The sequence below is a fragment of the Amylolactobacillus amylophilus DSM 20533 = JCM 1125 genome (genome assembly GCF_001936335.1).
Classification (GTDB): Bacteria; Bacillota; Bacilli; order Lactobacillales; family Lactobacillaceae; genus Amylolactobacillus; species Amylolactobacillus amylophilus.
Genome location: NZ_CP018888.1, coordinates 453524 through 477145, shown reverse-complemented (window position 1 = coordinate 477145; position 23622 = coordinate 453524). Strand labels below are relative to the sequence as shown.

Here is a 23622-nt window from a genome sequence, read left to right as displayed (position 1 = left end):
GGAAAAGGATCTTTCCCTCAATGAAAAAAATGATCATCCATGGTGGAAAGCCCTTAAAGGGCGACGTTTGGATTGGCGGTGCGAAGAATAGCACCGTTGCCCTCATTCCTGCGTCAATACTCTCTCGTACTCCTGTCACGCTTGATTCTGTGCCGAGAATTCAGGATGTGGATAACCTGATGGATCTCTTGGCTGAGATGAACGTCACGAGTGAGTTTGTCGAAACTACGCTGAAGGTGGATCCCTCGAATATTGAAATGCATCCTCTTCCTGCCGGTAAAATCAAAAGCTTACGTGCTTCCTACTATTTCATGGGGGCTTTACTCGGTCGTTTCGGCCGAGCTGTTGTCGGATTTCCGGGCGGAGATGATATCGGCCCCCGTCCCATTGACCAGCACATTAAGGGGTTTCAAATGCTCGGTGCGAAGGTGCGTAATGAAAATGATGAAATCGTCATTACTGCACCGGAGGAGGGACTGCACGGCGCTAATATTTATCTGGAGATGGTCTCAGTCGGAGCGACAATTAACATAATTTTAGCTGCTGTGACTGCCTCCGGTCGGACGGTAATTGAGAATGCTGCCAGGGAGCCGGAAATAATCGATCTGTCCACATTCTTAAATAATATGGGGGCGCGCATTCGTGGCGCGGGCACTGATACCATCAGGATTGATGGTGTGCCCGTATTGCAAGCTAGAAATGCGCATACGATTATCCCAGATAGGATTGAGGCAGGGACATACATCTCACTTGCCGCCTGTGTAGGTGAGGGAATCCGTGTCTGTAACATTATCGAAGAACATTTGGATTCATTCTTGGCGAAAGTTGAGGAAATGGGCGTCGGAATGGAGGTCAATGAGGATTCGATTTACGTTTATCCGGCAGGTGATCTTCAGATGATTCAGATTAAGACGATGCCTTATCCGGGCTTTGCGACTGATCTACAACAGCCGATTACACCATTGCTGCTCTCGGCCAAACAAGGTGAGGGTGTAATAATTGACACCATCTATCCGAAGCGTGTGCGGCACATTCCGGAATTACAGCGAATGGGTGCAGATCTTCATGTGGAAGATGATATTATTCTGATTCACCCAAGTAGTCATCTAAAGGGAGCCAAAGTTTCCGCAGATGAGATTAGAGCTGGGGCAGCTTTGATGATTACTGGCCTTATGGCAGAAGGTGAAACAGTGATTGAAAATGCCGATAACATTCTCCGTGGCTATGACAGAGTTGAGTTGAAGCTAAGGCAATTAGGCGCTGATGTAGAGATTGTGGACGCCTAGAATTCAGTAGACAAAGATATATGAGAAACAAAATTTAATTTTTACCAGAAGAAAAGCAAAAATCCTAGTGATTTTTGATTTTTTGTTTTTATATTGGACGAAAAATACCGCGGTAGAGCGGTATTGTGAACGCAATTCCATTTATTTTAAGAATAGTATTGACACAAGCTTAAACTAACCTTAAACTAAGAATAATTTCAAAAATCTAACAGTTGGTTTTCTGAGAGAAATAATTTAGTTGGGGGATTTAAAAATATGAAGTATAAGAAATTTGCGGCACTTGCTGTCACATTTGCTTCTGTCGCTTTACTAGCTGCCTGCGGAAACAGCAGCTCTGATAAGAGCAGTTCAGATTCTAGCAAAACTGCAAGCACCAAATATGCTTACGTGTATTCAACTGATCCAGACTCATTTGACTACAATGTAACCATGCGTGCAACGAACAATGACCACACGATTAACTTCGAAAATGGCTTGCTCGAAAACGATAAGTATGGTGAATTAGTTGGTTCATTGGCTAAGTCATGGAAGGTAAGTGACGATGGTCTCACTTACACATACAAATTGCGTGATGCAGACTGGACAGACAGTGAAGGTAACGTCTACGGCAAGATTACCGCTCAAGACTTCGTTACCGGCTTGAAGCACGCTGCTGACTCTAAGTCAGAGCAGATGTATGTTGTTCAAGGAAGTATCAAGGGTCTTGATGACTACGTTTCTGGTAAGACCAAGAACTTTGATGACGTTGGTGTTAAGGCTGTTGATAAGAAGACAGTTCAGTATACTTTGAACCAACCAGAATCATTCTGGAACTCAAAGACTACTTACGGAATTCTTTTCCCAGTTAACGAGAAGTTCTTGAAGCAAAAGGGTAAGGATTATGGTAAGGCAACTGCAGATAGCATCCTTTACAGTGGTCCATACTTGCTGAAGAACTTCACTGCTAAATCAGTTCTTGAATATACTGCTAACCCAAATTACTGGGATAAGAAGCACGTTTACATCAAGGATGTTAAGTTCACATTCTACGATGGTAAGAACCCAGATGAGCTTTACAAGAAGTTTGAAGCTGGTGAATACTCAAATGCCCGTGTCTTCCCTAACCTACCTGGTTACGACAAGATCAAGAAAGACAGTGGCAAGAACATCATCTACAGTATGCAAACTTCTATGACATTTAACATGACATTCAACTTGAACCGTGGCGCCTATAACTTAACTTCGAAGAAGACTGACAAAGCTAAGGAAGATACTAAGAAGGCAATCCTGAACAAGAACTTCCGTTTAGCTGTTCAAAAGTCAATTGACAAGAATGCCTATGCAGCACAATCTGTTGGTAAAGACGGTTCAAACAAGATTCTCAGAAACTCATTAACTGTACCTAGCTTCGTTAACGTTAACGGTCATGATTATGGTACTGAAGTCGAGAATCAATTGAAGAAATTGAATTCAGATTTATACAGTAACGTAAACCTTGCTGATGCCCAAGACGGGACATACAACAAGCAACAAGCCAAGGAATTATTCAAGAAAGCTAAAGAAGAATTGGAAGCCGATGGCGTTGCTTTCCCAGTTCACCTAGACCTTCCTCAATCTGAGACTTCAGCAACACTTGTAAATCAATCTAAGTCACTGAAGAAATCAGTTGAGAGCGTACTTGGTAAAGACAACGTTGTTGTTGACCTACAGTTAACTAACGATGACGAATACCAGAATGTAACGTACTATGCAACTACTGGTTCAGCATCTGACTTTGATATCAGTACTGCTACTGGCTGGGGTCCTGACTATGACGATCCTTCATCATACCTAGAAATCTACAACCCAGCAAACGGTTCACAATTGACTACTCTTGGTCTTGAAGCAACTGGTGAAGGTCAAGACATCTCTGCAGCAGCCAAGAAGGCAGTTGGTCTTGACGAATATGCCGACTTATTGAAGAAGGCAAATGCAATCACTGACGATAACAATGCTCGTTACGAAGCCTATGCAAAGGCCGAAGCATGGTTACTCGATGCAGGTCTACAATTACCAATTCAATCAACTGGTGGTTCACCAAGTGTAACTAAGTTGGTACCTCACCAAGGTGCATTTGCTTACTCAGGTGGTTACAGTTCTGGATCGTATAAGAACCTGAGACTCCAAGACAAGCCTGTGACGAACAAGGAATTCGTGAAGTCAAGAAAAGCATGGCTGCAGAAACGTGAAGAAATTGCTAAAAAAGAAGAATCAAAATAGTGCAAGTCTAAATAGATAGAGATTAGGGGGCTAGCTTTTTAAGTGGCCCCTTTTTCTTGATGATGCACATATTTAACATTTTGAAAGGAATATAAAATATGAAAAAGTATATCTTCTTTCGTGTAATTCGGTCTCTGGTCAGTATTTTCTTGGTGACGACATTAACGTATGTTGTAATCTTTCAAATGATCCCCCGCGATAAGATTTTTAAGCAAGATGTCATGATTACCAAACTCAAGGCAGAACCTGATAGATTAGCTGATTACGAAAATAACGCTTATGCGAAGATGAACTATCTCGAATATCTTGATACTAAGCATTTGGTTTCTCGCGCACAAAAAGATGGCGTGAAGGTTGATAGCGCAAATTCAAAAAGTGATAAGCAAAAGCTTCAGCAGTGGGCCAAGAAGGCAGGCTTTAAGATAAAAACGTATAAGCAAAGCAAAAACTTCTATGCTACTAGAGACCTGCCATTGCTTGAACGACTGGGCAGATTCTATGGCCACATGTTCGAGTTTGATCACCCATGGAATGTGCAGGACAAGAATAATCCGAATATGAAACGTTACTTGAAGATTGAAAAAGACCCAATGGTTGGCTGGGCGCTGGTTGGTTCGGGAACTAAGTACAAGTATCAAATTTACTTCAATGACTCTTTCCCTTACATCCACCAGAACTTCTTCCACCTGAATCTTGGTGTCTCCTACCCAACTTTCTCAGGCCGTAAAGTAACCGAGGTTATTGGTCAGAGACAAGGTCAAACGCAGAGTGAGCAACTGAAGTTAGATGACGGTACAACATTTAATACGGCCGATGATATCTATTCAAGACAGTATCAACCAAAAGATAAACAGGACGGTGTTGCCGCCGATCGTTACGGTGACAACTACACATATACGGATAAGTCATATTCTGATCCTTCAATGATTGGAACTTCCTTTAAAGCGGGAATCTTTGCCTTGATTATCCAATATGTAGTGGCCATTCCGATGGCAATTTGGATGGCGCGCTATAAAGGTAAATGGATTGACAAATTAGGAACAGGTATTGTGACGGTCCTAATTGCAATTCCCGGATTGGCCTTCATCTACGCAGTCCGCTTTGTTGTCAATAGTTTGTTCGGCATACCAGAAACTTTCCCAACACTTGGTGCAAGCGCCCTCGGTTCGTGGATTGGCCCAATTGTTGTGCTCGGTTTAATGTCTGTTCCTAGTTTGGTCGTTTGGTTTAGACGTTATATGATTGACCAACAATCTTCTGACTATGTGAAGTTTGCCAAGGCTAAGGGATTGAATGATAGTGAAATTTATAAGAAGCATATCTTTAAGAATGCATCAATTCCAATTGTACAAGGTATACCTGGTCAAATTATTGGTTTGATTGGTGGGGCAACGATGACCGAGACAATCTTCGCAATGCCAGGTATGGGTAAGATGTTACCTGATGCGATTACCGCAAATAATAATACTATTGTCATCGCCTTGGTCTTTGTGTTCACTACAATTTCTATTTTCTCAATCTTATTTGGTGATATTTTGATGACAATCGTTGATCCAAGAATTAAACTCTCAAGTTCAGGAGGTAAATAATCGTGTCAGAAAAAGAAAATACTGAGATTACCGCTGATGATTTTACCCTTGTAAAACTCGATGACAAAAGCTCAGAAGTAATTGATACGCCCAAGTATTCATACTGGAAATCCGTGGCTAGGAGTTTCTTTAGTAATAAGATTACCGTAGCCATGCTTATCTTAATTGTTGTTATCTTGCTGATGTCGTTTATTCAACCGCTGTTTAGTGGCTACGATTTGATGAACGTTGACAATATCAATAATTTGGATGCTCGTTATAACTGGCCAGATGCTAAGTATTGGTTCGGAACCGACCAAGATGGTAAGTCATTGTTTGATGCCATCTGGGCTGGAGCGAAAACCTCAATTTCTATTTCAGTTATCTCAACTATCATTACGACGGTAATTGGTGTTGTGATCGGTTCCTTTTGGGGTAGCTCGAAGGCAATGGATCGCATCATGTTGGAAATTTACAACGTGTTCTCAAACATTCCAATGCTCTTAATCGTCATGGTACTTTCATACACTTTAGGTGCCGGTTTTTGGAACCTGATTCTCGCAATGACACTAACGACGTGGTTGGGCACCGCGTACTTTATCCGTGTGCAAGTAATGATTCGCCGAGATCAAGAGTATAATATTGCTTCCAGAACATTAGGTACGTCGACATGGAGAATGATCACGAGAAATATTCTGCCGTACCTGACGTCAGTCATTGTGACCAATGTTTCATCGCTTTTGCCTGCATTTATTGGAACGGAAGTATTCTTGTCATTTCTAGGTGTTGGTCTGGGTCAAGACGTGCCTTCACTTGGACGTCTAATCTCTGATTACTCGCCATACATGTCTAGTTACCCATATCTCTTCTGGCTTCCTGTTATAGTATTGTCATTAATTACAATTTCACTTTATCTTGTTGGGCAAAATCTGGCTGACGCTAGTGACCCAAGGACACATATGTAGGAGGAGAACGGATGGTTGAAAATGTTTTAACAGTGGACAATCTTTCTGTTGGCTTTCGCGTACGTGGACGTGAGTTAAAGGCGATCAGAAATGTATCACTAGAATTAAAAGAAGAAGAAACACTAGCAATCGTTGGTGAATCGGGATCAGGTAAGTCTGTACTAACAAAGACTTTTACCGGTATGCTCGAATCAAACGGACGAATTACTGGTGGTACGATTGACTACCGTGGACAAATCCTCAGTGGTTTGAAGACTGATAAGCAGTGGGAGGGAATTCGTGGTAACAAAATCACCACGATTTTCCAAGACCCAATGACATCACTAGACCCAATCAAAACAATCGGTTCACAAATTGCCGAGGTTGTCATTAAGCATCAAGGTAAGAGTAAAAAAGAGGCGAAAGAAATTGCCATCGATTTGATGGCTCGGACCGGGATTCCGGACGCCGCTAAGCGCTATAATGAGTACCCCTTCGAGTACTCTGGCGGTATGCGTCAAAGAATTGTTATTGCCATCGCTCTTGCTTGTCGGCCAGATATTCTGATCTGTGATGAGCCGACGACGGCACTTGATGTAACAATCCAAGCACAAATATTGGATTTGATTAAGGAATTACAGGCTGAATACAAATTTACCACTATTTTCATCACGCATGATTTGGGTGTTGTGGCATCAATTGCCGACCGAATTGCCGTAATGTATTCTGGTGAGATTATTGAGGTAGGTACCGCGGAAGAAATCTTCTACGATCCAAAGCATCCTTATACATGGAGCCTGCTGTCCTCACTACCTCAATTGGCCCATCGTGGTGGAGAATTATTCTCCATCCCCGGCACCCCACCATCTCTATACAAAGATATTGAGGGTGATGCTTTTGCACCGCGTAATCCTGTGGCCTTGGCCGTGGATTTCAAGAAAGAACCGCCAATGTTCAAGGTTACGGATACGCATTATGCAAAGACTTGGTTGCTTGACGAACGTGCACCAAAAATCGAAAAACCGGAGATTATTAATAATCTGCATGAGAAACTGCTGGCGCTTGAGTACAGTGAAAATTCTGGTGACAAGGTGATTACAGAAGGGGGAGATATCATTGAACCAAGATAAAGAAGTTTTACTCTCTCTGAAGGATTTACAAATTACCTTTGGTGATGGCAAATCAAAATTTGTGGCCGTTGATGATGTTAATCTAGAAATTTTCAAAGGAGAAACATTCTCACTGGTTGGTGAATCAGGTTCTGGTAAGACGACGATCGGCCGGGCCATTCTCGGGATTAACCCAACAAGTAATGGCGACATTATTTTTGAGAATAAAAAAATCAACAAGAAGCTGTCAGCTAACGAACGCAAGGACGTGACGCGCAGAATCCAGATGATTTTCCAAGATCCGCAGGCCTCGCTAAACGAACGTGCCACAATCAATTACATCATCTCAGAAGGACTGTACAACTTTCACCTCTTCGACTCCGAGGAGGACCGGTTAGAGAAGGTCACCAAGATGATCGAGGAAGTTGGTTTACTGCCTGAGCATCTGTACCGTTACCCACATGAATTCTCCGGTGGTCAAAGGCAAAGAATCGGGATTGCCCGTGCATTAGTGATGGAGCCAGATCTAATTGTGGCCGACGAGCCAATCTCTGCGTTAGACGTTTCGATTCGTGCGCAAGTCTTAAACTTGCTGAAGAAGTTCCAAAGAGAAGAAGACCTGACCTACCTCTTCATCGCCCATGACTTGTCAGTTGTTCGTTTCATTTCTGACCGCATTGCCGTGATCAGAGCGGGCCGAATCCTCGAGGTGGCTGAGACGGAGGAATTATTCCTTAATCCGCTTCATCCGTACACTAGGGCATTGCTCTCTGCAGTCCCTGTGCCTGATCCGGTCTTAGCCAAGAAGAAGGAACTGATCGTTTATGATCCCGCAATGCACCACTACGAGACGGATAAGCCGAAGTTTGTGGAGATTAAGCCTGGTCACTTCATTTATGCGAATGAAGCTGAGCAGGAGGGTTATCACGACTACTTGGCCAAAAAGGGTATGTGATTTAGGCCGTTGCAATTGGGAGCTAAATTTGCTATCATAAATCAGTCGTAATATAATCTCTATTTCGGCAGACGAAATAGGGCAAAAGGAGAAAAATTATGAAAGAAAATATTCATCCAGATTATCATAAAGTAGTCTTCATGGACTCATCAACAGGCTTCAAGTTTGTTTCTGGTTCAACTAAGACTTCTAACGAAACTGTTGAATTCGAAGGCGAGACATACCCATTGATTCGTGTCGAAATCTCATCAGATTCACACCCATTCTATACTGGTAAGCAAAAGTTTGCTCAAGCCGACGGCCGAATCGACCGTTTCAACAAGAAGTATGGCATGAAGGAAGAAAACAAAGAAAACTAATTAAGTTTGGTATTCAAAAAGAGCCGACCCACAATTGTGGGTCGGCTCTTTATTTTGGCTGCTGGATTAGTCTATTTATCTTCATCCCGAATCTCGCGGGTGTTGAAGAATGCAAGGATAAAGTTGGCGGCGACCAGCAGACTGGTCGAGATGAATACGGCGCTATAGCCGAATATACCGGAGACGCCAGAGCCAAGCATTGGTCCGACAACGTTGCCGGCCGCTTGGAACGACTGGTTATAACTGAAGATACGACCCGTGGCCTCATACGGAGAATACTTGGCCAGCAGGGTTTGAATCTGCGGTAACATGGCGGCATCCGAAATCCCCACTAGGAGCCTGAGGAAGCCAAGCTGATAAACATTGGTCACAAATGCTTGGGGGATAAAGACTATCACCCCAAATATTAGGCCACCCAACAGGATTTTATGTGTGCCGATACGGTCGCCCCAGGCGCCAAATCGTGGGGCCGCAAGGAGGGTAGCAATTCCCGGTAGTGACGAGACAATCCCACTAACGAGCGCCACGCCGTCACCGTTATTCATCAGTTGTCGCACATACAGGCTTAGAATCGGGTTGACCGAGTTATTGGAAGCTTGCACGATGAGTGTGGTAATGAACATTCCCATAATCAGGTGTGGATACTTGAGGTTTTTGTAGAGCGAGCTGGCATTGACCATGTCCTTCTTTGCCACCGGCGTAAACTCCTCGTGTACGAAGAAGACGGTGAGGAGAAAGGCGATAAAAAGGAGTGAACCGGTGATGAGAAAGGGCACGCGGTAACCGAACGCCTCGGCAATCACGCCACCAAACAGTGGGCCAAGCAGCGTTCCAGTCACAGTTCCCGTGGTTAGGGTTCCAAGGGCCTGGCCGGACTTCTCCTTTGGTGCACTCGTGGCTAGCAACGCATTTGAATTAGAAATGAAGCCGGAGAAGACACCCTGGAGGGTCCTTAAGGCGATCAGCTGGTAGACATTTGTGACGAAGCTCATCAAGGCGATAATGATGGCCATCCCAAGGCTTGCCCGGAGCATCATGATCTTACGTCCGTGCTGATCGGCCAATTTACCCCAAATTGGTGATACAATAGCAGTAATTAAAAAAGTGGAGGAGAAAGTGACCCCACTCCAGAGATTTAGTTCAGTTCTTGAAAATTTTCCCAATGTATCAATGAATAAACTCATAAAAGGGGTGATGAGGCTAAAGCCTAAACCGGCGACGAAGTTCCCGAACCAGAGCACGTGCAGGTTTTGCTTCCAAACGGGTAATTTCTTGTTGCCGATGTTAAATGATAAACGTTTCATTGTTGTCTCCCCTTTTTATCAGATAAGATAATATTTTACGCTTGACAGCGCTGTTTTACAAGTGGCCCGATTTCAAAGCTTTTATTTCTTTGTTAAAAAAAGTATAATGGTACATGTGCAATTTTTAGTGCAGGAGTTTTGAAATGAAAATGATGCTTTCAGAGATTGCTCGCGCAATCGGTTCGAAGTTCAACAACGAGAAGTATAAAGATGTTGAAATCACGGAAGTGCAATTCGACAGTCGTCAGATAACAGAGCATGCGCTATTCGTTCCCTTAATTGGTGAACGAGATGGGCATGATTTCCTGGATGCGGCTAGAGCAAGTGGTGCCTGTGCAACCTTGTGGCAGAATGACCACGAGTTACCACAGGTGAAGTTTCCGGTGCTCGAGGTTGATGATACACTATCCGCCATGCAGTTGCTAGCAAAGTACTATCTGAATAAGGTGAATCCGAAGGTTGTGGCTGTTACCGGTAGTAACGGCAAGACCACTACTAAAGATATGATCGCCGCTGTGCTTCTACAAGAGTTCAACGTTCATGCAACTCAAGGTAATTTCAATAATGAAATTGGCGTACCGTTTACCATTCTGCAGATGAAGATGAACACGGAAGTGCTCGTCGTCGAGATGGGCATGGATCGGCCGGGCCAATTAGCGCTTTTGAGTGAGCTGGTTGAACCTGATGTGGCCGTGATCACGATGATTGGTGAGGCACATATCGAGTTCTTTGGAACCCGCGACAGAATCGCGCAGGCTAAGATGGAGATTACCAGTCATTTGAAAGAGGACGGCTTACTGGTCTATAACGGCGATGAGCCGCTATTGCGAAATTTAGCAGCGTCCCTGAGCCAAGAGAAACTTACTTTTGGCTTTAATGAAGACAACGACATTGTTGGTAGCGATATTCACTCATATAAATATCATGCGTCATTTATAACCAACGCTTCAGATGATAAATTCAGTATCCCGCTAATCGGCGGCCATAACGTCTCTAACGCATTGGCGGCCATCCTAGTCGGTGAACATTATCATGTACAATTGGCAACCATTAATCGTGCGCTACAGAAGTTTAAGGCGACAGAGAACCGAATGGAGTGGCGTAAGGGCGATGCGGGTGAGGATATCCTCGATGATATCTACAACTCAAACCCCACCGCGGCCGCTGCAGTTCTTAACTCTTTTGCTGCTGTGCCGCGGCGCAAAAACGGTCAGCGGATCATCGTTTTAGCAGATATGCTAGAACTCGGTGAGCGGGGACCGGCGTTTCATGCGCAGTTAGCTGCCGATATCAATCCGGCAGAGATAGACGAAGTCTTTCTGTACGGCACATTAATGGAGAATCTGGCTGCCAAGCTCAAAGAGAAGTTTGCGCCAGAGAAATTGCATTTGTTCCATATCGATCAGCAAGCACAGCTGATCAATCAGTTGAAAGATACAATTCATACGGATGATATTGTATTGTTAAAGGGCAGCCACAGCATGAATTTAGATCGTGTGCTTGCTGCGATATTATAGGAGGATTTTTTTGAAATTTGACCAACTAGGCTTAAGCGAGCCCATTTTAAAAGCAATTAAACGCGCAGGATTTGAGGAAGCAACTCCAATCCAGTCCGAGACCATTCCACTGGTCTTAGAGGGTAAAGACGTGATTGGCCAGGCACAAACCGGTACTGGTAAGACAGCGGCATTTGGCCTACCAATGTTGCAAAAGCTTGATAAGAATGCAAGATCCGTTCAAGCACTTGTTATCTCCCCAACCAGAGAGTTAGCAATTCAAACACAAGAAGAATTATTCAGACTTGGCCGTGACGAGAAAGCAAAGGTTCAGGTCGTCTATGGTGGTGCAGATATTTCGCGCCAAATACGTGCATTAAAACAAGTTCCAGCTATCCTGGTTGGTACACCAGGCCGTTTATTAGACCACATCAAGCGGGGCACTGTTAAGCTAAATGAGGTCCACACAGTGGTACTTGATGAGGCTGATGAAATGCTCGACATGGGCTTCGTCGAAGACATTGAAAGTATTTTAAAGAACGTGCCAAACGAACATCAAACATTACTCTTCTCGGCTACGATGCCTAAGCCAATTCAGCGAATTGGTGAGAAATTCATGCAGGATCCCGTTGTCGTTAAGATTAAGACAAAGGAACTGACTGCTGACTTAATCGATCAATACTTCGTGCGGGCCAAAGAATTTGAGAAGTTCGATGTCATGACAAGATTAATCGATGTGCAAGATCCTGATTTGGCCATTGTCTTTGGTCGGACCAAGCGCCGTGTCGACGAAGTCACACGCGGTTTACAAGCACGTGGCTACAATGCCGAGGGTATTCACGGTGATCTCTCCCAACAGAAGAGAATGTCCGTCTTGAAGCAATTTAAAGCAGGTAAGCTGGATATTCTGGTGGCAACCGATGTGGCTGCACGTGGTCTGGACGTTTCTGGCGTCTCACATGTGTATAACTTTGATATTCCACAGGACCCCGAGAGTTACGTTCACCGGATTGGTCGGACTGGGCGGGCCGGTAACTCAGGTATGTCAGTTACTTTCGTTACACCAAACGAAATGGGCTACCTCTCAACTATTGAGAGTCTAACCAATAAGAAGATGACTCCTTTACGTCCACCTTCAGATTCAGAGGCCTTCAAGGGTCAATTGACCGCTGCTACAACCCAAATCGATAAGATGATTACTGACGGTGAGCTCGACAAGTATAATGATGCGGCCGAGAAGTTGCTTGAACAATACGAAGCCGTTGATCTTGTCTCAGCATTCCTGAAGGAAATTGCCAAGGATAGCTCTAGCGTGCCGGTTAAGTTGACCTCAGAACGCCCACTACCATTCAGACGTGGTAATGGTGGCGGTGGTAACCGTGGCAACCGGAACTTTAAACGTGGCGGGGACCGTAACGACCGTCGTCGGCGCCAATCTAATACTCAGAATGATCGTCGCAATGGCGGTCGTAATGACAACAACAGTCGCGGTAACTCTTCAGACCGTCGTCGCTCAGACAATAAGGGTGGCGCGCGGCATGAATTCGTCATTAAAAAGAAGTAGACATTCAAAAGCCCATTTTGGGGCTTTTTTTGGTATGCTATTGTTAGTAATATTGAGGGTGACGAGATGATTATTGGAATTGGTAATGACGTAGCTGAATTAGACAGATTCAAGGAACATGTGCTGCAGAATGATGGCTTTGCTCGTAAAGTACTGACACCTGCCGAACTAGCCGTATACGAGACGCTAGAGGAGACGGGACAAGTGCGCTTTCTAGCGGGGCGGTTCTCGGTGAAGGAGTCATTTGCGAAGGCTTTAGGTACCGGCATCGGAAAGGGCGTGGCCTTTCAAGACATCCAGACAATCAATAATCAGCAGGGTAAGCCGATTACCAGTGCCAGAATTTTCCATGGCCGAATTTTGACGACGATTACCCACAGTAGAACTGAAGCATACACGATAGTATTGTTGGAGGATTAGAAAATTTGGTACAAGCAATGAAACGTAAGACAGCGGTGCACGTCAACTTAGGCGCAATTGCCGCAAATGTTCGCAGCACGGTTGACCATCTACCCAAGGGAACGCAAATGTTTGCGGTGGTGAAGGCTAATGGTTATGGACATGGCGCAGTCCCCGTTGCACGTGTTGCAGCAGCCAATGGAGCAACCGGTTTCTGTGTGGCTGTGCTAGATGAGGCTCTGGAGTTACGCAAGCATGATATTAAACTACCGATTCTGGTGCTCGGAATCACTGCATCAAGCTTGGCTCTAGAGGCTTTAGTGAACGACATTTCGCTGACAGTCGGGAGCCTTTCGTGGTTACAGGAAGCGAAGCAAGGCTTATTAGCTGCAAATGAACCTAATTTGGTGAATAAGAAGTTGCGAATCCACCTGGCAATTGACTCCGGAATGGGGCGTATTGGCTTCATTGAGGATGATGAGTTCAGCGCAGCTAACGAGTTTCTGTTAAAGAATCAGGATTTATTTGAAGTAGAGGGAATTTACACCCATTTCGCATCAGCTGATTCAGCAGATGAAACTTACTTCAACTATCAAGTCAAACGTTTCAATCACCTGCATGATTTACTAACAGTGAGACCAAAGTATACCCACGTTGCCAATTCGGCCACGAGCCTCTTTCATGCAGCATGTCACAGCGACCTAATTCGCTTTGGTATCGGAATGTACGGGCTAAACCCTTCGAGCACGAAGGGTGTGACGGATTTACCATTACCATATGAATTACAACCGGCGCTCAGTCTGCGGAGTGAGCTCGTGTTCGTCAAGCAGAATCACCCGGGAATGGGTGTCAGCTACGGCTCAACCTACAATTCGCAAGAGGATGAATGGATTGGAACACTGCCGCTTGGCTATGCCGACGGCTGGCAACGCCGGATGCAGGGATTCAAAGTCAGAGTTCTAGATGAGTGGTGTGAGATTGTTGGTCGGGTCTGCATGGACCAGTTCATGGTCAGGTTACCATACGAAATGCCGGTGGGAACTGAAGTTGAACTGATTGCGGCTGATTCTACTGCACCAAATTCGCTCCGAGCTGTCGCGGATTATGCGGAGACGATTCATTACGAGATTGCTTGCCTCTTGCAAGACCGATTACCACGTATTTATGAGAATTAGTTGATGAAAAGTAAAATACTCTTAGAACAGTTTTATGGACGTCTATTAGCGTCTATAAAACTGAAACTAGGAGTTTTTTTGTATCAGTGAATTTAAATTAATTTAATTTTCTAAACTCGTTGACATTTACTTTTAAAAGCTTAATATGACTATAAGTAGATTTAAACAACGAACTGAACTGTGGTGGTGGCTATGCTCAAAGTGACTAATTTAAAAAAGATGTATCAAGGCTTTGAAGCTGTTCACGATATCTCATTTGAGTTGAATCCTGGTGAGGTGTTGGCATTTCTCGGTCCTAACGGTGCTGGTAAGACTACAACTATTAAGATGATACTTAATTTGATCATCCCAACGTCAGGTGAGATAGAAGTTTTTGGCGAAAAGCTTGATAATAGACACCACTACTTACTTGAAAACATTGGAGCTGTTCTTGAAGGGAGTCGCAATCTCTATTGGCGAATGTCACCGAAGGAAAATTTTATTTACTGGGGAGGTATTCGTGGAATTTCCAATAAGGATGCTATTTTAAACGGTCTCTCCTATTTAGATATGTTTGGTATTGGTGATAAGAAAGATATACCAGTACGTGAGCTAAGTCGAGGAATGCAACAAATAGTTTCAATTTGTTGTGCTTTGCTTCATCATCCAAAGATTCTTTTTTTGGATGAACCAACACTTGGCTTGGATGTCAACGCGAGCGATAAAATACAAGAAGTCATTAGCAATCTAGTACAGTCGGAAAATATGAGCGTATTATTGACTACGCATCAAATGTCTGTCGCTCAAAACCTTGCCAGTAGAATCATTATGATCAGGCAAGGACAAATTATTTTTGACCAACTTGCGCCATCTGTTATTTCTAGCTTTGATCAGGATATCTACTCACTTAGTTTTAGCAAGGAGATTACAGATAATCTGATAGATTTAATTTCTCAAACAGGTGTAGTGGAAAAGGTTGGCCGAATGGAGTATCAAGTAGCGCTTAATGCACCGCAAAAATTACCGAATTTATTACAGGTATTAGCTAGTTCACCAATTACCGCTGTAAATAAGCAGACGATAGATCTTGAGGTTCTATTTAGGAAGCTGATTAATCAGCAGGGGGTGGCTGAATGAGACGTATTTTTGTTGCTGAATTTAGTCGGATTCTTCTCTCGTACAAAAGATACCCAACTGAGGCAATTGCGCAGATTTTCATTGCAGCAGGTGGTTTCATCGCTTTAGTAAAAGGTGGCAGTTTTCTGAGTGGAATTCCTTTGATGGGAACACGCTTAAGCGACCTGGTTATCAGTTACATTTTGTGGATGTTGATTCTCAATTCAATTGGTGATAGTGGCTTTAGTGTTGTTGATGAATCCGAAGCTGGAACGTTAGAGCAACTTTACTTATCAAAATACAATCCCACACAGCTATTCTTGATCCGTAGCGTTGTCAATATAATTTTCTCACTACTTTTTATTTTGATTGTTATGACTTTATTAATGCTTGTGATGGGCATCTCTTTGCATGTTAGATTTGAACTGATTATTCTGCCAATTGTATTGGCATTGATAGTAGCAATGGGTGTTGGCCTACTCGTCGCGAGTCTTGCAATTTTGTTCAAAAAGGTCACACAGTTATTCACGATTATTCAGTTTGGTTTTATATTCCTGATTATGTACCCATTTTCAGATGGAAACATCTTGTCCCAGATTGTGGGTAACATCATGCCAATCACGCCAATTTATGTCTGGTTGACGAACATTACTCGCAGCCAATCAATGTTCTATCCAAATAGGTGGCAACTACTATTCAGTGTCGTAAATGCCCTCGTATGGTTTACTGGTGGAATTATCTGCTATCAGGTTGCATCTAATAGGGCACAGCGACTCGGTACCCTTGGTCATTATTAATAAAAAAATAAAAATCTGTTCTCCAACTTTACGGAGAACAGATTTTTCATTCTGGAAAAAGACTGATTAAGCATATGGTTGATCGTCTGACCTAATTGCTTGGCCGGATTGGAGGTCTTCAATCTCTGAGACAATGAATCCTTTTTTCTCAAGCTTGGTTACGACAGTATCTAAGAGCTCACGTGAGACGCCAGCCGGCAAAGTGAAGAGCGTTCGGCGCACGAACTCGTCCCGCTTTGCATCCAAGGTCAAACATCCTGCAATGGACGTGTACTTCGAGATAATCTTGGCCATCTTCGAGAGGTCGCCTTGCCCGTCTCCAGAAAGGGTGGTCAACACGTAACTACCGACCTTGACATTCCACGCTTCAGACAGCATATCGAGCAGTCGGGCATGCGTCAGGATACCGTAGAAGCCGCTCTCATCATCAAGTACAGCAATATAAGGTAAGTCTTTGATGTTGAAGAATACCTGGAAGAACGGTGAGTTAACCTGTATGGTCTTCGTGGCATTCTTTAGGAGATAGGTCACTGGGATGTTCATGTCGCCGCCTTGTGACTTATGGCGGTAAATATGCATCTTATAGATATTACCGCGGAAAATCTTTCCTGTGTCATCCAGGATAGGAATACAGCGGAAGCCAGAGTCTTCCAGAACTTTTAACGCCTCAGCTAAAGTTACGTTCTCAGAAACTGTCGTTAAATAATCCTTTTTTTGAACGAGTGATTTTATTAACATGTTATCCTCCAATTAGGTTGTTTACTCTCAGATGATATCATACTTTACATTAAAAATAAATTAATGTATGAAATATTTTTTGAGTAGAGGGCACGGAACACCGGGAGTTGAATTAGCGCAAAAAAAAAGTGCCGTTTGGCACTTCTCTAAAAGGCAGATTATTGACGAGTCTTGATACCAGTTTCAACAAGAGCTTTGTCCATAACTTCCTTCAACTGTTTAGCTGAAGCAGTCATTGAAGCTTGCTCTTCTTCGTTCAATGGCATTTCGATAATTTGTTCCAAACCTTTACGTCCGATAACTGCAGGTGTACCGATATGGATGTCGTTCAAGCCATATTGGCCTTCCAAATGAACTGAAAGTGGTAGCACAGCATGTTCGTCGTTCAAGATAGCCTTGACGATTCTTGCAAGTGCAGCACCGATACCATAGAAAGTAGCACCCTTAAGGTTGATAATTTCGTATGCAGCATCAGCAACTTGCTTGTGGATTTCTTCAGTCTTGTTCTCGCCAACTTCTGGGTGTGCTTTGATCCAATCAGTAACCTTTACACCACCAACGTTTGCGTGTGACCAAGCTGGGAATTCAGTGTCACCGTGTTCGCCAAGCATATATGCGTGGACCGAACGTGGGTCAACATTTTCCATTTCACCAATCCGCTTTTTAAGACGAGCAGAATCAAGTGAAGTACCAGAACCGATTACGCGATCCTTAGGGAAACCAGAAAGCTTCCAAGTTACATGAGTCAGGATGTCAACTGGGTTAGCAGCAACAACGAAGATTCCTTCGAAACCTGATTCAACGATTGGTTCAACGATTGAACTCAAAATCTTAAGGTTCTTGTTTACTAGATCAAGTCTAGTTTCACCTGGCTTTTGTGGTGCACCAGCTGTGATGACTACGACGTCAGCATCTTTACAGTCTGAGTATTCTGCTGAGTAAATGTTCTTTGGTGCAGTCCAAGGAATGGCATCGGCTAAGTCGATTGCATCACCTTTGGTCTTGTCCTTTGCAACATCGATGATACCGAACTCTTGGGCAACACCTTGTTGAACCATTGCAAATGCAAAACTTGATCCAACAGCACCGTCACCGACGAGCATAACTTTTTGTGGTTCTTCGTTTCTTGACATGAATATACGTCCCTTCAATAGATAATTGGAATCTTTTTCCAAGTAAAAGTATAACATATATAGAAAAAGAATTTGGTTAAATTTTTCACTAATAGGGTGTAGTGGCTTAAATCAATGGCTGCCAATGTGCTATAATTTTCAAACGACAAAAGGAGTGCAGAGTAATGAAATTAATTGTTGGCCTGGGGAATCCAGGCGCTAAGTATGCGAATACGAAACACAATGTCGGCTTCATGACACTTGATCAGTATGCGGATGCGAAAAATGTTAGTCTCTTGAACGAGAAATTTAATGGTTTGTATGTGAAAACCAGAATTAACGGCGAGCACGTCATCTTATTAAAGCCCCTAACTTATATGAATGAATCCGGACAGGCAGTGGGAGAGTACGCGCGCTTCTTCAAGATTGCGCCAGCTGATATCCTGATTATTCAAGACGACATGGATTTGCCATTAGCCAAACTGCGTATTCGTGAGAGCGGCTCTGCCGGTGGCCATAATGGTATCAAGAGCGTGATTGCTCACCTTGGTACCCAAGACTTTTTGCGCTTAAAAATCGGGATTCAACACCCAAAGCGGGAGAAGGTAATCGACTGGGTACTAACGCCCTTTGAAAAGGATGATGCAGCTCTGATGCAGCACTCATATTCGGTTGCGCAGGGTGCGCTGGACGACTTTATCGCCGGCGTGAGTGTGCAGGAGTTGATGAACAAGTATAATTAGTTTTGGCAATAGACGTGGTAGTCGCCACGATGAAATACGAGGTAGAAACCAGATGCAGCTGCTAGATTTAGTCCTACAGAATCGTGAGTTGAAGAAATTTATTGAGGCGGTCCCGACCAAAGGACGTTCACTACTGACAGGCGTAAATCCCAATGCTGTTTCCTTGGTGCTGGAATTGTTGTTGTACCAAATTAAACAACCAATTATCTACGTGGCTGAAAGTGAGGCCAGAGCGCAGGAACTGACAGAGCAATTAGCTGGAATACTACAGGATAACGAAAGTTACACCTTCCCGGTTGACCCATTGCTGGCGACCCAAGGGGCCTTTTCTTCACCAGATGAGTTAGCAGAACGTATCCTCGCCTTAGATTTTCTGGGCAGTAAGAGAAGCGGTGTAGTCGTGACTACGGCACAGGCACTGCAATATCAGCTTAGTCAGCCACAGGATTTTCTGACCAACAAAATCGACTTCCAATTGGGGCGGGAATATGATATCCAGCAACTTAACGAATGGTTTGTGTACGCCGGTTTCACGAAAGATAAGTTGGTGGCCCGGCCGGGCGAGTTCGCAATCCGCGGTGATATCCTTGATATTTATCCACTAAACAGAGAGAAACCACTGCGGTTGGAGTTCTTCGGCGATGAGTTAGATTCTATTAAAGAGTTTGATTTAGCTACCCAGAGAAGCGACCAGAGTCTAGACAACTTCACTGTTTTGCCAGCACTTGACCGTGTCTACGATCGGCAACGACTGCCCGAAGTAGCAGACCAAATTGAGGGTGCTATCAAGCAGAATCAGGGCAAGCTAGACGTCAGTGAATTAGATGAATTATTGCAAAACTATGCTCCAACACTTGCAGCGTTGAGGGAGAAGCAGTTGCCGGAGCACGCCCAATTACTGCTCCAGTTTCTGTTACCTAGACCTGCCAGCATCCTTGATTATTTGAGCCAGGATGGCCTGGTGATTTTCGATGACTGGAACAATTTGTTGAAAGACGTCAAGGAGTCGGATACGGAGAACCAGACGTTCATCGATGATGAGGTGAAGGGCTTGCGGTTAGCGCCACGGTTACAGAATCAATTTGAATTCGGTGCGGTGGTGAAAGCAAGTAAGCAGTCGAAGATTTACCTTTCGTTGTTTCAAAAGGGCATGGGTAGTCTGAAACTTGATCAGATGCTTAATTTAGAAACGCGTCAGGTAGAGCAATTTTTCTCACAAATGCCACTGATTAAGGCGGAGATTACTAAGTACCAAAAGCAAAAACAGACTGTTGTGTTGCAGGCAGATTCAAATAAACGGGCGCTGGCAATTAATCAGACGCTCGTGGAGTTTGGTGTGGACGTCCGCCAGCAACAAAAGAAGAACGAGGTAACACCGGGTGAAGTACAGATTGCTGTAGGTTCGTTTATGAACGGGTTCAGCCTGCCGGATGTCAACCTGGTTTACCTGACGGAACGAGAGCTGTTCAACCAGCGCCAGAAGAAACAGAAGCGGATGCCCACGCTCGAAAATGCGCAAAGAATTCGGAACTATACGGAATTAAAGCCCGGTGATTTCGTCGTTCACGTCAACCACGGTATCGGACGCTTTGAGGGGATTAAGACCCTGACCGTTGATGGGAACAAGCGGGACTATATCACGATCACCTACCAGAAGCATGATCAACTTTTCGTCCCCGCAGAACAACTCGCATTGGTGCAAAAGTATACAGCAAGTGAGGGGAAGCTCCCAAAGATTAACAAACTTGGGGGCTCCGAGTGGGCAAAGACCAAACGCAGTGTAGCCACTAAAATTGAGGATATTGCCGATGATTTGGTTGACTTGTATGCTAAGCGGGAGAGCGAGCGGGGCTTTGCCTTCTCGCAGGATAATGAGATGCAGCGTCAGTTCGAGGAGAGTTTCCCCTACCCAGAGACGCCGGACCAGTTGCGTAGTATAGCGGAAATTAAGGCCGATATGGAGCGACCCAGACCGATGGACCGGCTGTTAGTCGGTGATGTGGGTTTTGGTAAAACGGAAGTGGCACTGAGAGCAGCATTTAAGGCGGCACAGGATGGTAAACAAACGGCATTTCTGGTGCCAACAACTATTTTGGCTCAACAACATTATGAGACGATGCAGGAACGCTTCAGGGATTTCCCGGTTAATATCGCGATTCTTTCGCGTTTTCAGAGTAAGGCCCAGGTGAAGGAGACTATCTATAAGCTCGAGCGAGGACTTATTGACGTCGTTGTCGGGACCCACCGAATCCTGTCTAAGGACGTTAAATTCAAGGACTTAGGATTATTGATTGTCGATGAGGAGCAGCGCTTCGGCGTTAAACACAAGGAACGGCTGAAAGAACTTAAGGCACAGGTCGACGTCTTGACGCTGACCGCGACCCCAATTCCTAGAACCTTGCACATGTCGATGGTCGGTGTGCGCGATTTATCGGTGATTGAGACGCCACCAAGTAACCGGTATCCAATTCAAACATACGTGACGGAACAGATTCCAAGCATTGTGCGGGAGACTATCTTACGGGAGATGGCGCGTCAGGGCCAAGTATTCTACCTGCACAACAGAATCGATGATATCGAAAATGTGGTTTTTAACCTAGAACAGCTCGTGCCAGAGGCGCGGATTGAGTATATTCATGGGAGAATGAACGAGCGTCAATTGGAGGATATCCTGTATCGCTTCTTGAATCAGGACTTCGATGTGCTTGTGACCACAACGATCATTGAGACCGGTGTTGACATGAGAAACGTCAACACCTTGATTGTCGAGGATGCGGATCATTATGGGTTATCACAGCTTTATCAGCTCCGCGGGCGTGTTGGACGATCAAGCCGTATTGCCTATGCGTACTTCCTATACAAGCAGAATAAGGTGCTGACCGAGGTGGGAGAGAAGCGGCTGACGGCGATCAAGGACTTCACAGAGCTGGGCTCTGGTTTCAAAATCGCGATGCGTGACCTTTCTATTCGGGGCGCTGGGAATCTTTTAGGTAAACAGCAGCACGGATTCATCGATTCTGTGGGTTATGATTTATACGCTCAGATGCTTGATGAGGCGATCAAGAATAGGCAAGGGAAGAAGACTGCTAAAAAGACGAATGCAGAGGTAGAATTTGACCTCGAGGCGTATATTCCTGATAATTATATCGATGACCAAAGACAAAAGATTGAGTTCTACAAGAAGATTAAACAAGTAACGACGAACGAAGAGTTAGAGCAAATTGAAGATGAGCTAATCGATCGTTTCGGTGATTATCCAAGTGCCGTTGAGCATTTGCTCTTGGTCGCCCGCATCAAGCTCGCTGCTGATTTTGCACAAGTACATAATATTAGGCAGAACAAAATCGGCATCAACGTGGTTTTCACGCAGAAGATTAGCAAAGAATTGCAAGGAGAGAACATCTTCAAAGCTCTTAATGATGTTAAGCTAAGAGTGAAGGTTCACTTAAATGAACGTGGTGAGCTAGAAGTGTTATTAATAACAGATCAGAATAAAGAACGCCAGATTTTTGCAGAGTTAGAAACCTTCCTCAACCAAACTGAAGAAGTGATTGGAGTAAAGAATGAGAATCGATAAATTTTTAAAGGTATCGCGCCTGATCAAACGCAGATCAATCGCCAAGGAAATGGCCGATCAAGGGCGCATCACCGTCAATGATAAAGTGGCAAAATCTTCGACGAACGTTGCCGTGAACGATGTGCTGGAGATTCACTATGGCACGAGGGATGTGAAGGTGAAGATCATTAACATCCTGGACACGACGAAGAAGGATGAGGCCAACACTTTATACGAGGTGATGGACTAAATCGCTGCTAGACAATTGAGGTAGCGCTTGCTATACTCAAAATAACAGTATCTGACTAGAAATATTGCAATTCAGAGGGTCAGAATTAGTAGACACGAAGGGGTGTTTATTGTGAATACACAACAGAACCCAAGCGGGCCCCGGATCTTCAACCAAGTAACTGAGGCTCAACAGTATGAAATTTTAAAGAAGAAGGCGGCCCGTCGTGAGCGTGAGGTGCACCGTGTAAGACGTAACCGGATTATCGGCATCTTTAGCGTGCTTATCTTGGTGTTCGTTGTTCAGATTGCAATGGTGAGCCTGCGGACCAGCAAGATTAATTCTCAGGTCAGTGCCAGCAAGGTTCAATATCAAAAGGCTGAGCAGACGAACAAAGTCCTAAAGGGCCAAGTGAAGCAGTTAAAGGATGAGACTTACGTCGGGAAACTGATTCGCTACAAATATTATTACTCAAAACCCGGTGAGACAATCTATAACTTGCCAACAAGGGACTTTGAACTTTCAACGCAGAATGGCGAGTAACATGGCGCAAAAAGCAGTGGCTAATTTAGCTAATATTAGTGTGGGCTCGCGTTTTTATGGGCGGATTAACAACATAACCGCATTAGGTATCTTCGTGACCATTGATCGTGGCCACTCTGGTCTTGTTCACCGAAGTGACTTTACCGACTGGCCAAATGACCACGAACGTTATCAAATAGGTGACGAGGTTCGCGTGGTTGTATTGAGTAATGAAAACAACCGAATTGGTTTATCGCTATCTCGCTTAGATGATCCTGCGTTAGTGGATACAACTAACATCTTCTCTTTGACTGCGCCAGAAGAATTTGAAGCAATACTAAGTCAGACGCTGGACGAGGCAAATCAGACGATTAAGCAGTTAGAAGAACAGAACAATGGCCGTTAGGCCTTTTTTTTATCAGTGGACAAACTT

21 protein-coding genes are annotated in these 23622 nt (G+C 44.3%); 18 read left to right on the top strand and 3 right to left on the bottom strand.

Annotated features, from left to right (window positions below; translation table 11 throughout):
- Positions 1-20 precede the first annotated feature (20 nt).
- From LA20533_RS02650 to LA20533_RS02620, 7 genes are all read left to right on the top strand, one after another.
- Complete coding sequence (locus tag LA20533_RS02650) at positions 21-1286, top strand: UDP-N-acetylglucosamine 1-carboxyvinyltransferase (RefSeq protein WP_056946667.1); 1266 nt, start codon at positions 21-23, stop codon at positions 1284-1286.
- Positions 1287-1541: 255 nt separating this feature from the next.
- Positions 1542-3524, top strand: a complete 1983-nt coding sequence (locus tag LA20533_RS02645; protein ID WP_056946664.1) for a peptide ABC transporter substrate-binding protein — start codon at positions 1542-1544, stop codon at positions 3522-3524.
- A 98-nt stretch (positions 3525-3622) separates the two neighbouring features.
- Positions 3623-5113: an ABC transporter permease gene (locus LA20533_RS02640; RefSeq protein ID WP_056946662.1), complete on the top strand. Its 1491-nt coding sequence runs from the start codon at positions 3623-3625 to the stop codon at positions 5111-5113.
- A 2-nt stretch (positions 5114-5115) separates the two neighbouring features.
- Positions 5116-6057 carry an oligopeptide ABC transporter permease OppC gene (gene oppC, locus LA20533_RS02635; RefSeq protein ID WP_054746329.1) on the top strand — a complete coding sequence of 314 codons (942 nt, stop codon included), beginning with the start codon at positions 5116-5118 and terminating at the stop codon, positions 6055-6057.
- A gap of 11 nt (positions 6058-6068) precedes the next feature.
- Entirely contained in the window at positions 6069-7166 is a 1098-nt protein-coding gene (locus LA20533_RS02630) for an ABC transporter ATP-binding protein (RefSeq protein WP_056946659.1), read from the top strand.
- Positions 7153-8100, top strand: coding sequence for an ATP-binding cassette domain-containing protein (locus LA20533_RS02625; RefSeq protein WP_056946657.1), 948 nt, complete (start codon positions 7153-7155; stop codon positions 8098-8100). The genes LA20533_RS02630 and LA20533_RS02625 overlap by 14 nt, the downstream gene beginning before the upstream one ends.
- Positions 8101-8198: 98 nt before the next feature.
- Positions 8199-8459, top strand: a complete 261-nt coding sequence (locus LA20533_RS02620) for a type B 50S ribosomal protein L31 (protein WP_054746330.1) — start codon at positions 8199-8201, stop codon at positions 8457-8459.
- 71 nt (positions 8460-8530) lie between these two features.
- On the opposite strand, the gene LA20533_RS02615 is transcribed toward LA20533_RS02620, so the two are convergent.
- Positions 8531-9763 carry a multidrug efflux MFS transporter gene (locus LA20533_RS02615; protein ID WP_056946654.1) on the bottom strand — a complete coding sequence of 411 codons (1233 nt, stop codon included), beginning with the start codon at positions 9761-9763 and terminating at the stop codon, positions 8531-8533.
- A 143-nt stretch (positions 9764-9906) separates the two neighbouring features.
- Between LA20533_RS02615 and LA20533_RS02610 the strand changes: the two genes are divergently transcribed.
- From LA20533_RS02610 to LA20533_RS02585, 6 genes are all read left to right on the top strand, one after another.
- Entirely contained in the window at positions 9907-11280 is a 1374-nt protein-coding gene (locus tag LA20533_RS02610) for a UDP-N-acetylmuramoyl-tripeptide--D-alanyl-D-alanine ligase (RefSeq protein ID WP_054746331.1), read from the top strand.
- 10 nt (positions 11281-11290) lie between these two features.
- Positions 11291-12823 carry a degradosome RNA helicase CshA gene (gene cshA, locus LA20533_RS02605; protein ID WP_056946651.1) on the top strand — a complete coding sequence of 511 codons (1533 nt, stop codon included), beginning with the start codon at positions 11291-11293 and terminating at the stop codon, positions 12821-12823.
- Positions 12824-12889: 66 nt separating this feature from the next.
- Positions 12890-13243 (top strand): holo-ACP synthase, encoded by a 354-nt coding sequence (gene acpS / locus LA20533_RS02600; protein ID WP_054746341.1) that lies wholly within the window; start codon positions 12890-12892, stop codon positions 13241-13243.
- A 5-nt stretch (positions 13244-13248) separates the two neighbouring features.
- Positions 13249-14397 carry an alanine racemase gene (gene alr / locus LA20533_RS02595; protein ID WP_054746332.1) on the top strand — a complete coding sequence of 383 codons (1149 nt, stop codon included), beginning with the start codon at positions 13249-13251 and terminating at the stop codon, positions 14395-14397.
- A 201-nt stretch (positions 14398-14598) separates the two neighbouring features.
- Positions 14599-15513: an ABC transporter ATP-binding protein gene (locus tag LA20533_RS02590; RefSeq protein WP_211272249.1), complete on the top strand. Its 915-nt coding sequence runs from the start codon at positions 14599-14601 to the stop codon at positions 15511-15513.
- Entirely contained in the window at positions 15510-16289 is a 780-nt protein-coding gene (locus LA20533_RS02585; protein WP_054746335.1) for an ABC transporter permease, read from the top strand. The genes LA20533_RS02590 and LA20533_RS02585 overlap by 4 nt, the downstream gene beginning before the upstream one ends.
- A gap of 66 nt (positions 16290-16355) precedes the next feature.
- On the opposite strand, the gene cbpA is transcribed toward LA20533_RS02585, so the two are convergent.
- Positions 16356-17027 (bottom strand): cyclic di-AMP binding protein CbpA, encoded by a 672-nt coding sequence (cbpA, locus tag LA20533_RS02580; RefSeq protein WP_056946645.1) that lies wholly within the window; start codon positions 17025-17027, stop codon positions 16356-16358.
- Between the two features lie 158 nt (positions 17028-17185).
- A complete protein-coding gene (locus tag LA20533_RS02575; protein WP_054746336.1) occupies positions 17186-18160 on the bottom strand; it encodes an L-lactate dehydrogenase in 975 nt (324 codons plus the stop codon).
- A 164-nt stretch (positions 18161-18324) separates the two neighbouring features.
- Between LA20533_RS02575 and pth the strand changes: the two genes are divergently transcribed.
- The 5 genes from pth (at position 18325) to LA20533_RS02550 (ending at position 23595) form a co-directional block, all read left to right on the top strand.
- On the top strand, positions 18325-18882 hold the full coding sequence (gene pth / locus LA20533_RS02570; protein ID WP_054746337.1) for an aminoacyl-tRNA hydrolase: 558 nt from the start codon (positions 18325-18327) through the stop codon (positions 18880-18882).
- 52 nt (positions 18883-18934) lie between these two features.
- Positions 18935-22459, top strand: a complete 3525-nt coding sequence (gene mfd, locus LA20533_RS02565; RefSeq protein ID WP_056946642.1) for a transcription-repair coupling factor — start codon at positions 18935-18937, stop codon at positions 22457-22459.
- Complete coding sequence (locus LA20533_RS02560) at positions 22446-22688, top strand: RNA-binding S4 domain-containing protein (protein WP_054745317.1); 243 nt, start codon at positions 22446-22448, stop codon at positions 22686-22688. Before mfd ends, LA20533_RS02560 begins: the two co-directional genes overlap by 14 nt.
- A gap of 111 nt (positions 22689-22799) precedes the next feature.
- A complete protein-coding gene (locus tag LA20533_RS02555; protein ID WP_054745318.1) occupies positions 22800-23210 on the top strand; it encodes an FtsB family cell division protein in 411 nt (136 codons plus the stop codon).
- A gap of 1 nt (position 23211) precedes the next feature.
- On the top strand, positions 23212-23595 hold the full coding sequence (locus tag LA20533_RS02550; RefSeq protein WP_054745319.1) for a S1 RNA-binding domain-containing protein: 384 nt from the start codon (positions 23212-23214) through the stop codon (positions 23593-23595).
- Positions 23596-23622 lie beyond the last annotated feature (27 nt).

Bases quoted from the DNA above. Each gene is read 5' to 3' on its own strand.
- acpS (WP_054746341.1), top strand. From the start codon at position 12,890: ATGATTATTGGAATTGGTAATGACGTAGCTGAATTAGACAGATTCAAG.
- cbpA (WP_056946645.1), bottom strand. From the start codon at position 17,027: ATGTTAATAAAATCACTCGTTCAAAAAAAGGATTATTTAACGACAGTT.
- LA20533_RS02585 (WP_054746335.1), top strand. From the start codon at position 15,510: ATGAGACGTATTTTTGTTGCTGAATTTAGTCGGATTCTTCTCTCGTAC.
- LA20533_RS02630 (WP_056946659.1), top strand. From the start codon at position 6,069: ATGGTTGAAAATGTTTTAACAGTGGACAATCTTTCTGTTGGCTTTCGC.
- LA20533_RS02610 (WP_054746331.1), top strand. From the start codon at position 9,907: ATGAAAATGATGCTTTCAGAGATTGCTCGCGCAATCGGTTCGAAGTTC.
- LA20533_RS02575 (WP_054746336.1), bottom strand. From the start codon at position 18,160: ATGTCAAGAAACGAAGAACCACAAAAAGTTATGCTCGTCGGTGACGGT.
- LA20533_RS02645 (WP_056946664.1), top strand. From the start codon at position 1,542: ATGAAGTATAAGAAATTTGCGGCACTTGCTGTCACATTTGCTTCTGTC.
- LA20533_RS02615 (WP_056946654.1), bottom strand. From the start codon at position 9,763: ATGAAACGTTTATCATTTAACATCGGCAACAAGAAATTACCCGTTTGG.
- LA20533_RS02650 (WP_056946667.1), top strand. From the start codon at position 21: ATGAAAAAAATGATCATCCATGGTGGAAAGCCCTTAAAGGGCGACGTT.
- LA20533_RS02640 (WP_056946662.1), top strand. From the start codon at position 3,623: ATGAAAAAGTATATCTTCTTTCGTGTAATTCGGTCTCTGGTCAGTATT.
- mfd (WP_056946642.1), top strand. From the start codon at position 18,935: ATGCAGCTGCTAGATTTAGTCCTACAGAATCGTGAGTTGAAGAAATTT.
- LA20533_RS02620 (WP_054746330.1), top strand. From the start codon at position 8,199: ATGAAAGAAAATATTCATCCAGATTATCATAAAGTAGTCTTCATGGAC.
- pth (WP_054746337.1), top strand. From the start codon at position 18,325: ATGAAATTAATTGTTGGCCTGGGGAATCCAGGCGCTAAGTATGCGAAT.
- LA20533_RS02550 (WP_054745319.1), top strand. From the start codon at position 23,212: ATGGCGCAAAAAGCAGTGGCTAATTTAGCTAATATTAGTGTGGGCTCG.
- LA20533_RS02560 (WP_054745317.1), top strand. From the start codon at position 22,446: ATGAGAATCGATAAATTTTTAAAGGTATCGCGCCTGATCAAACGCAGA.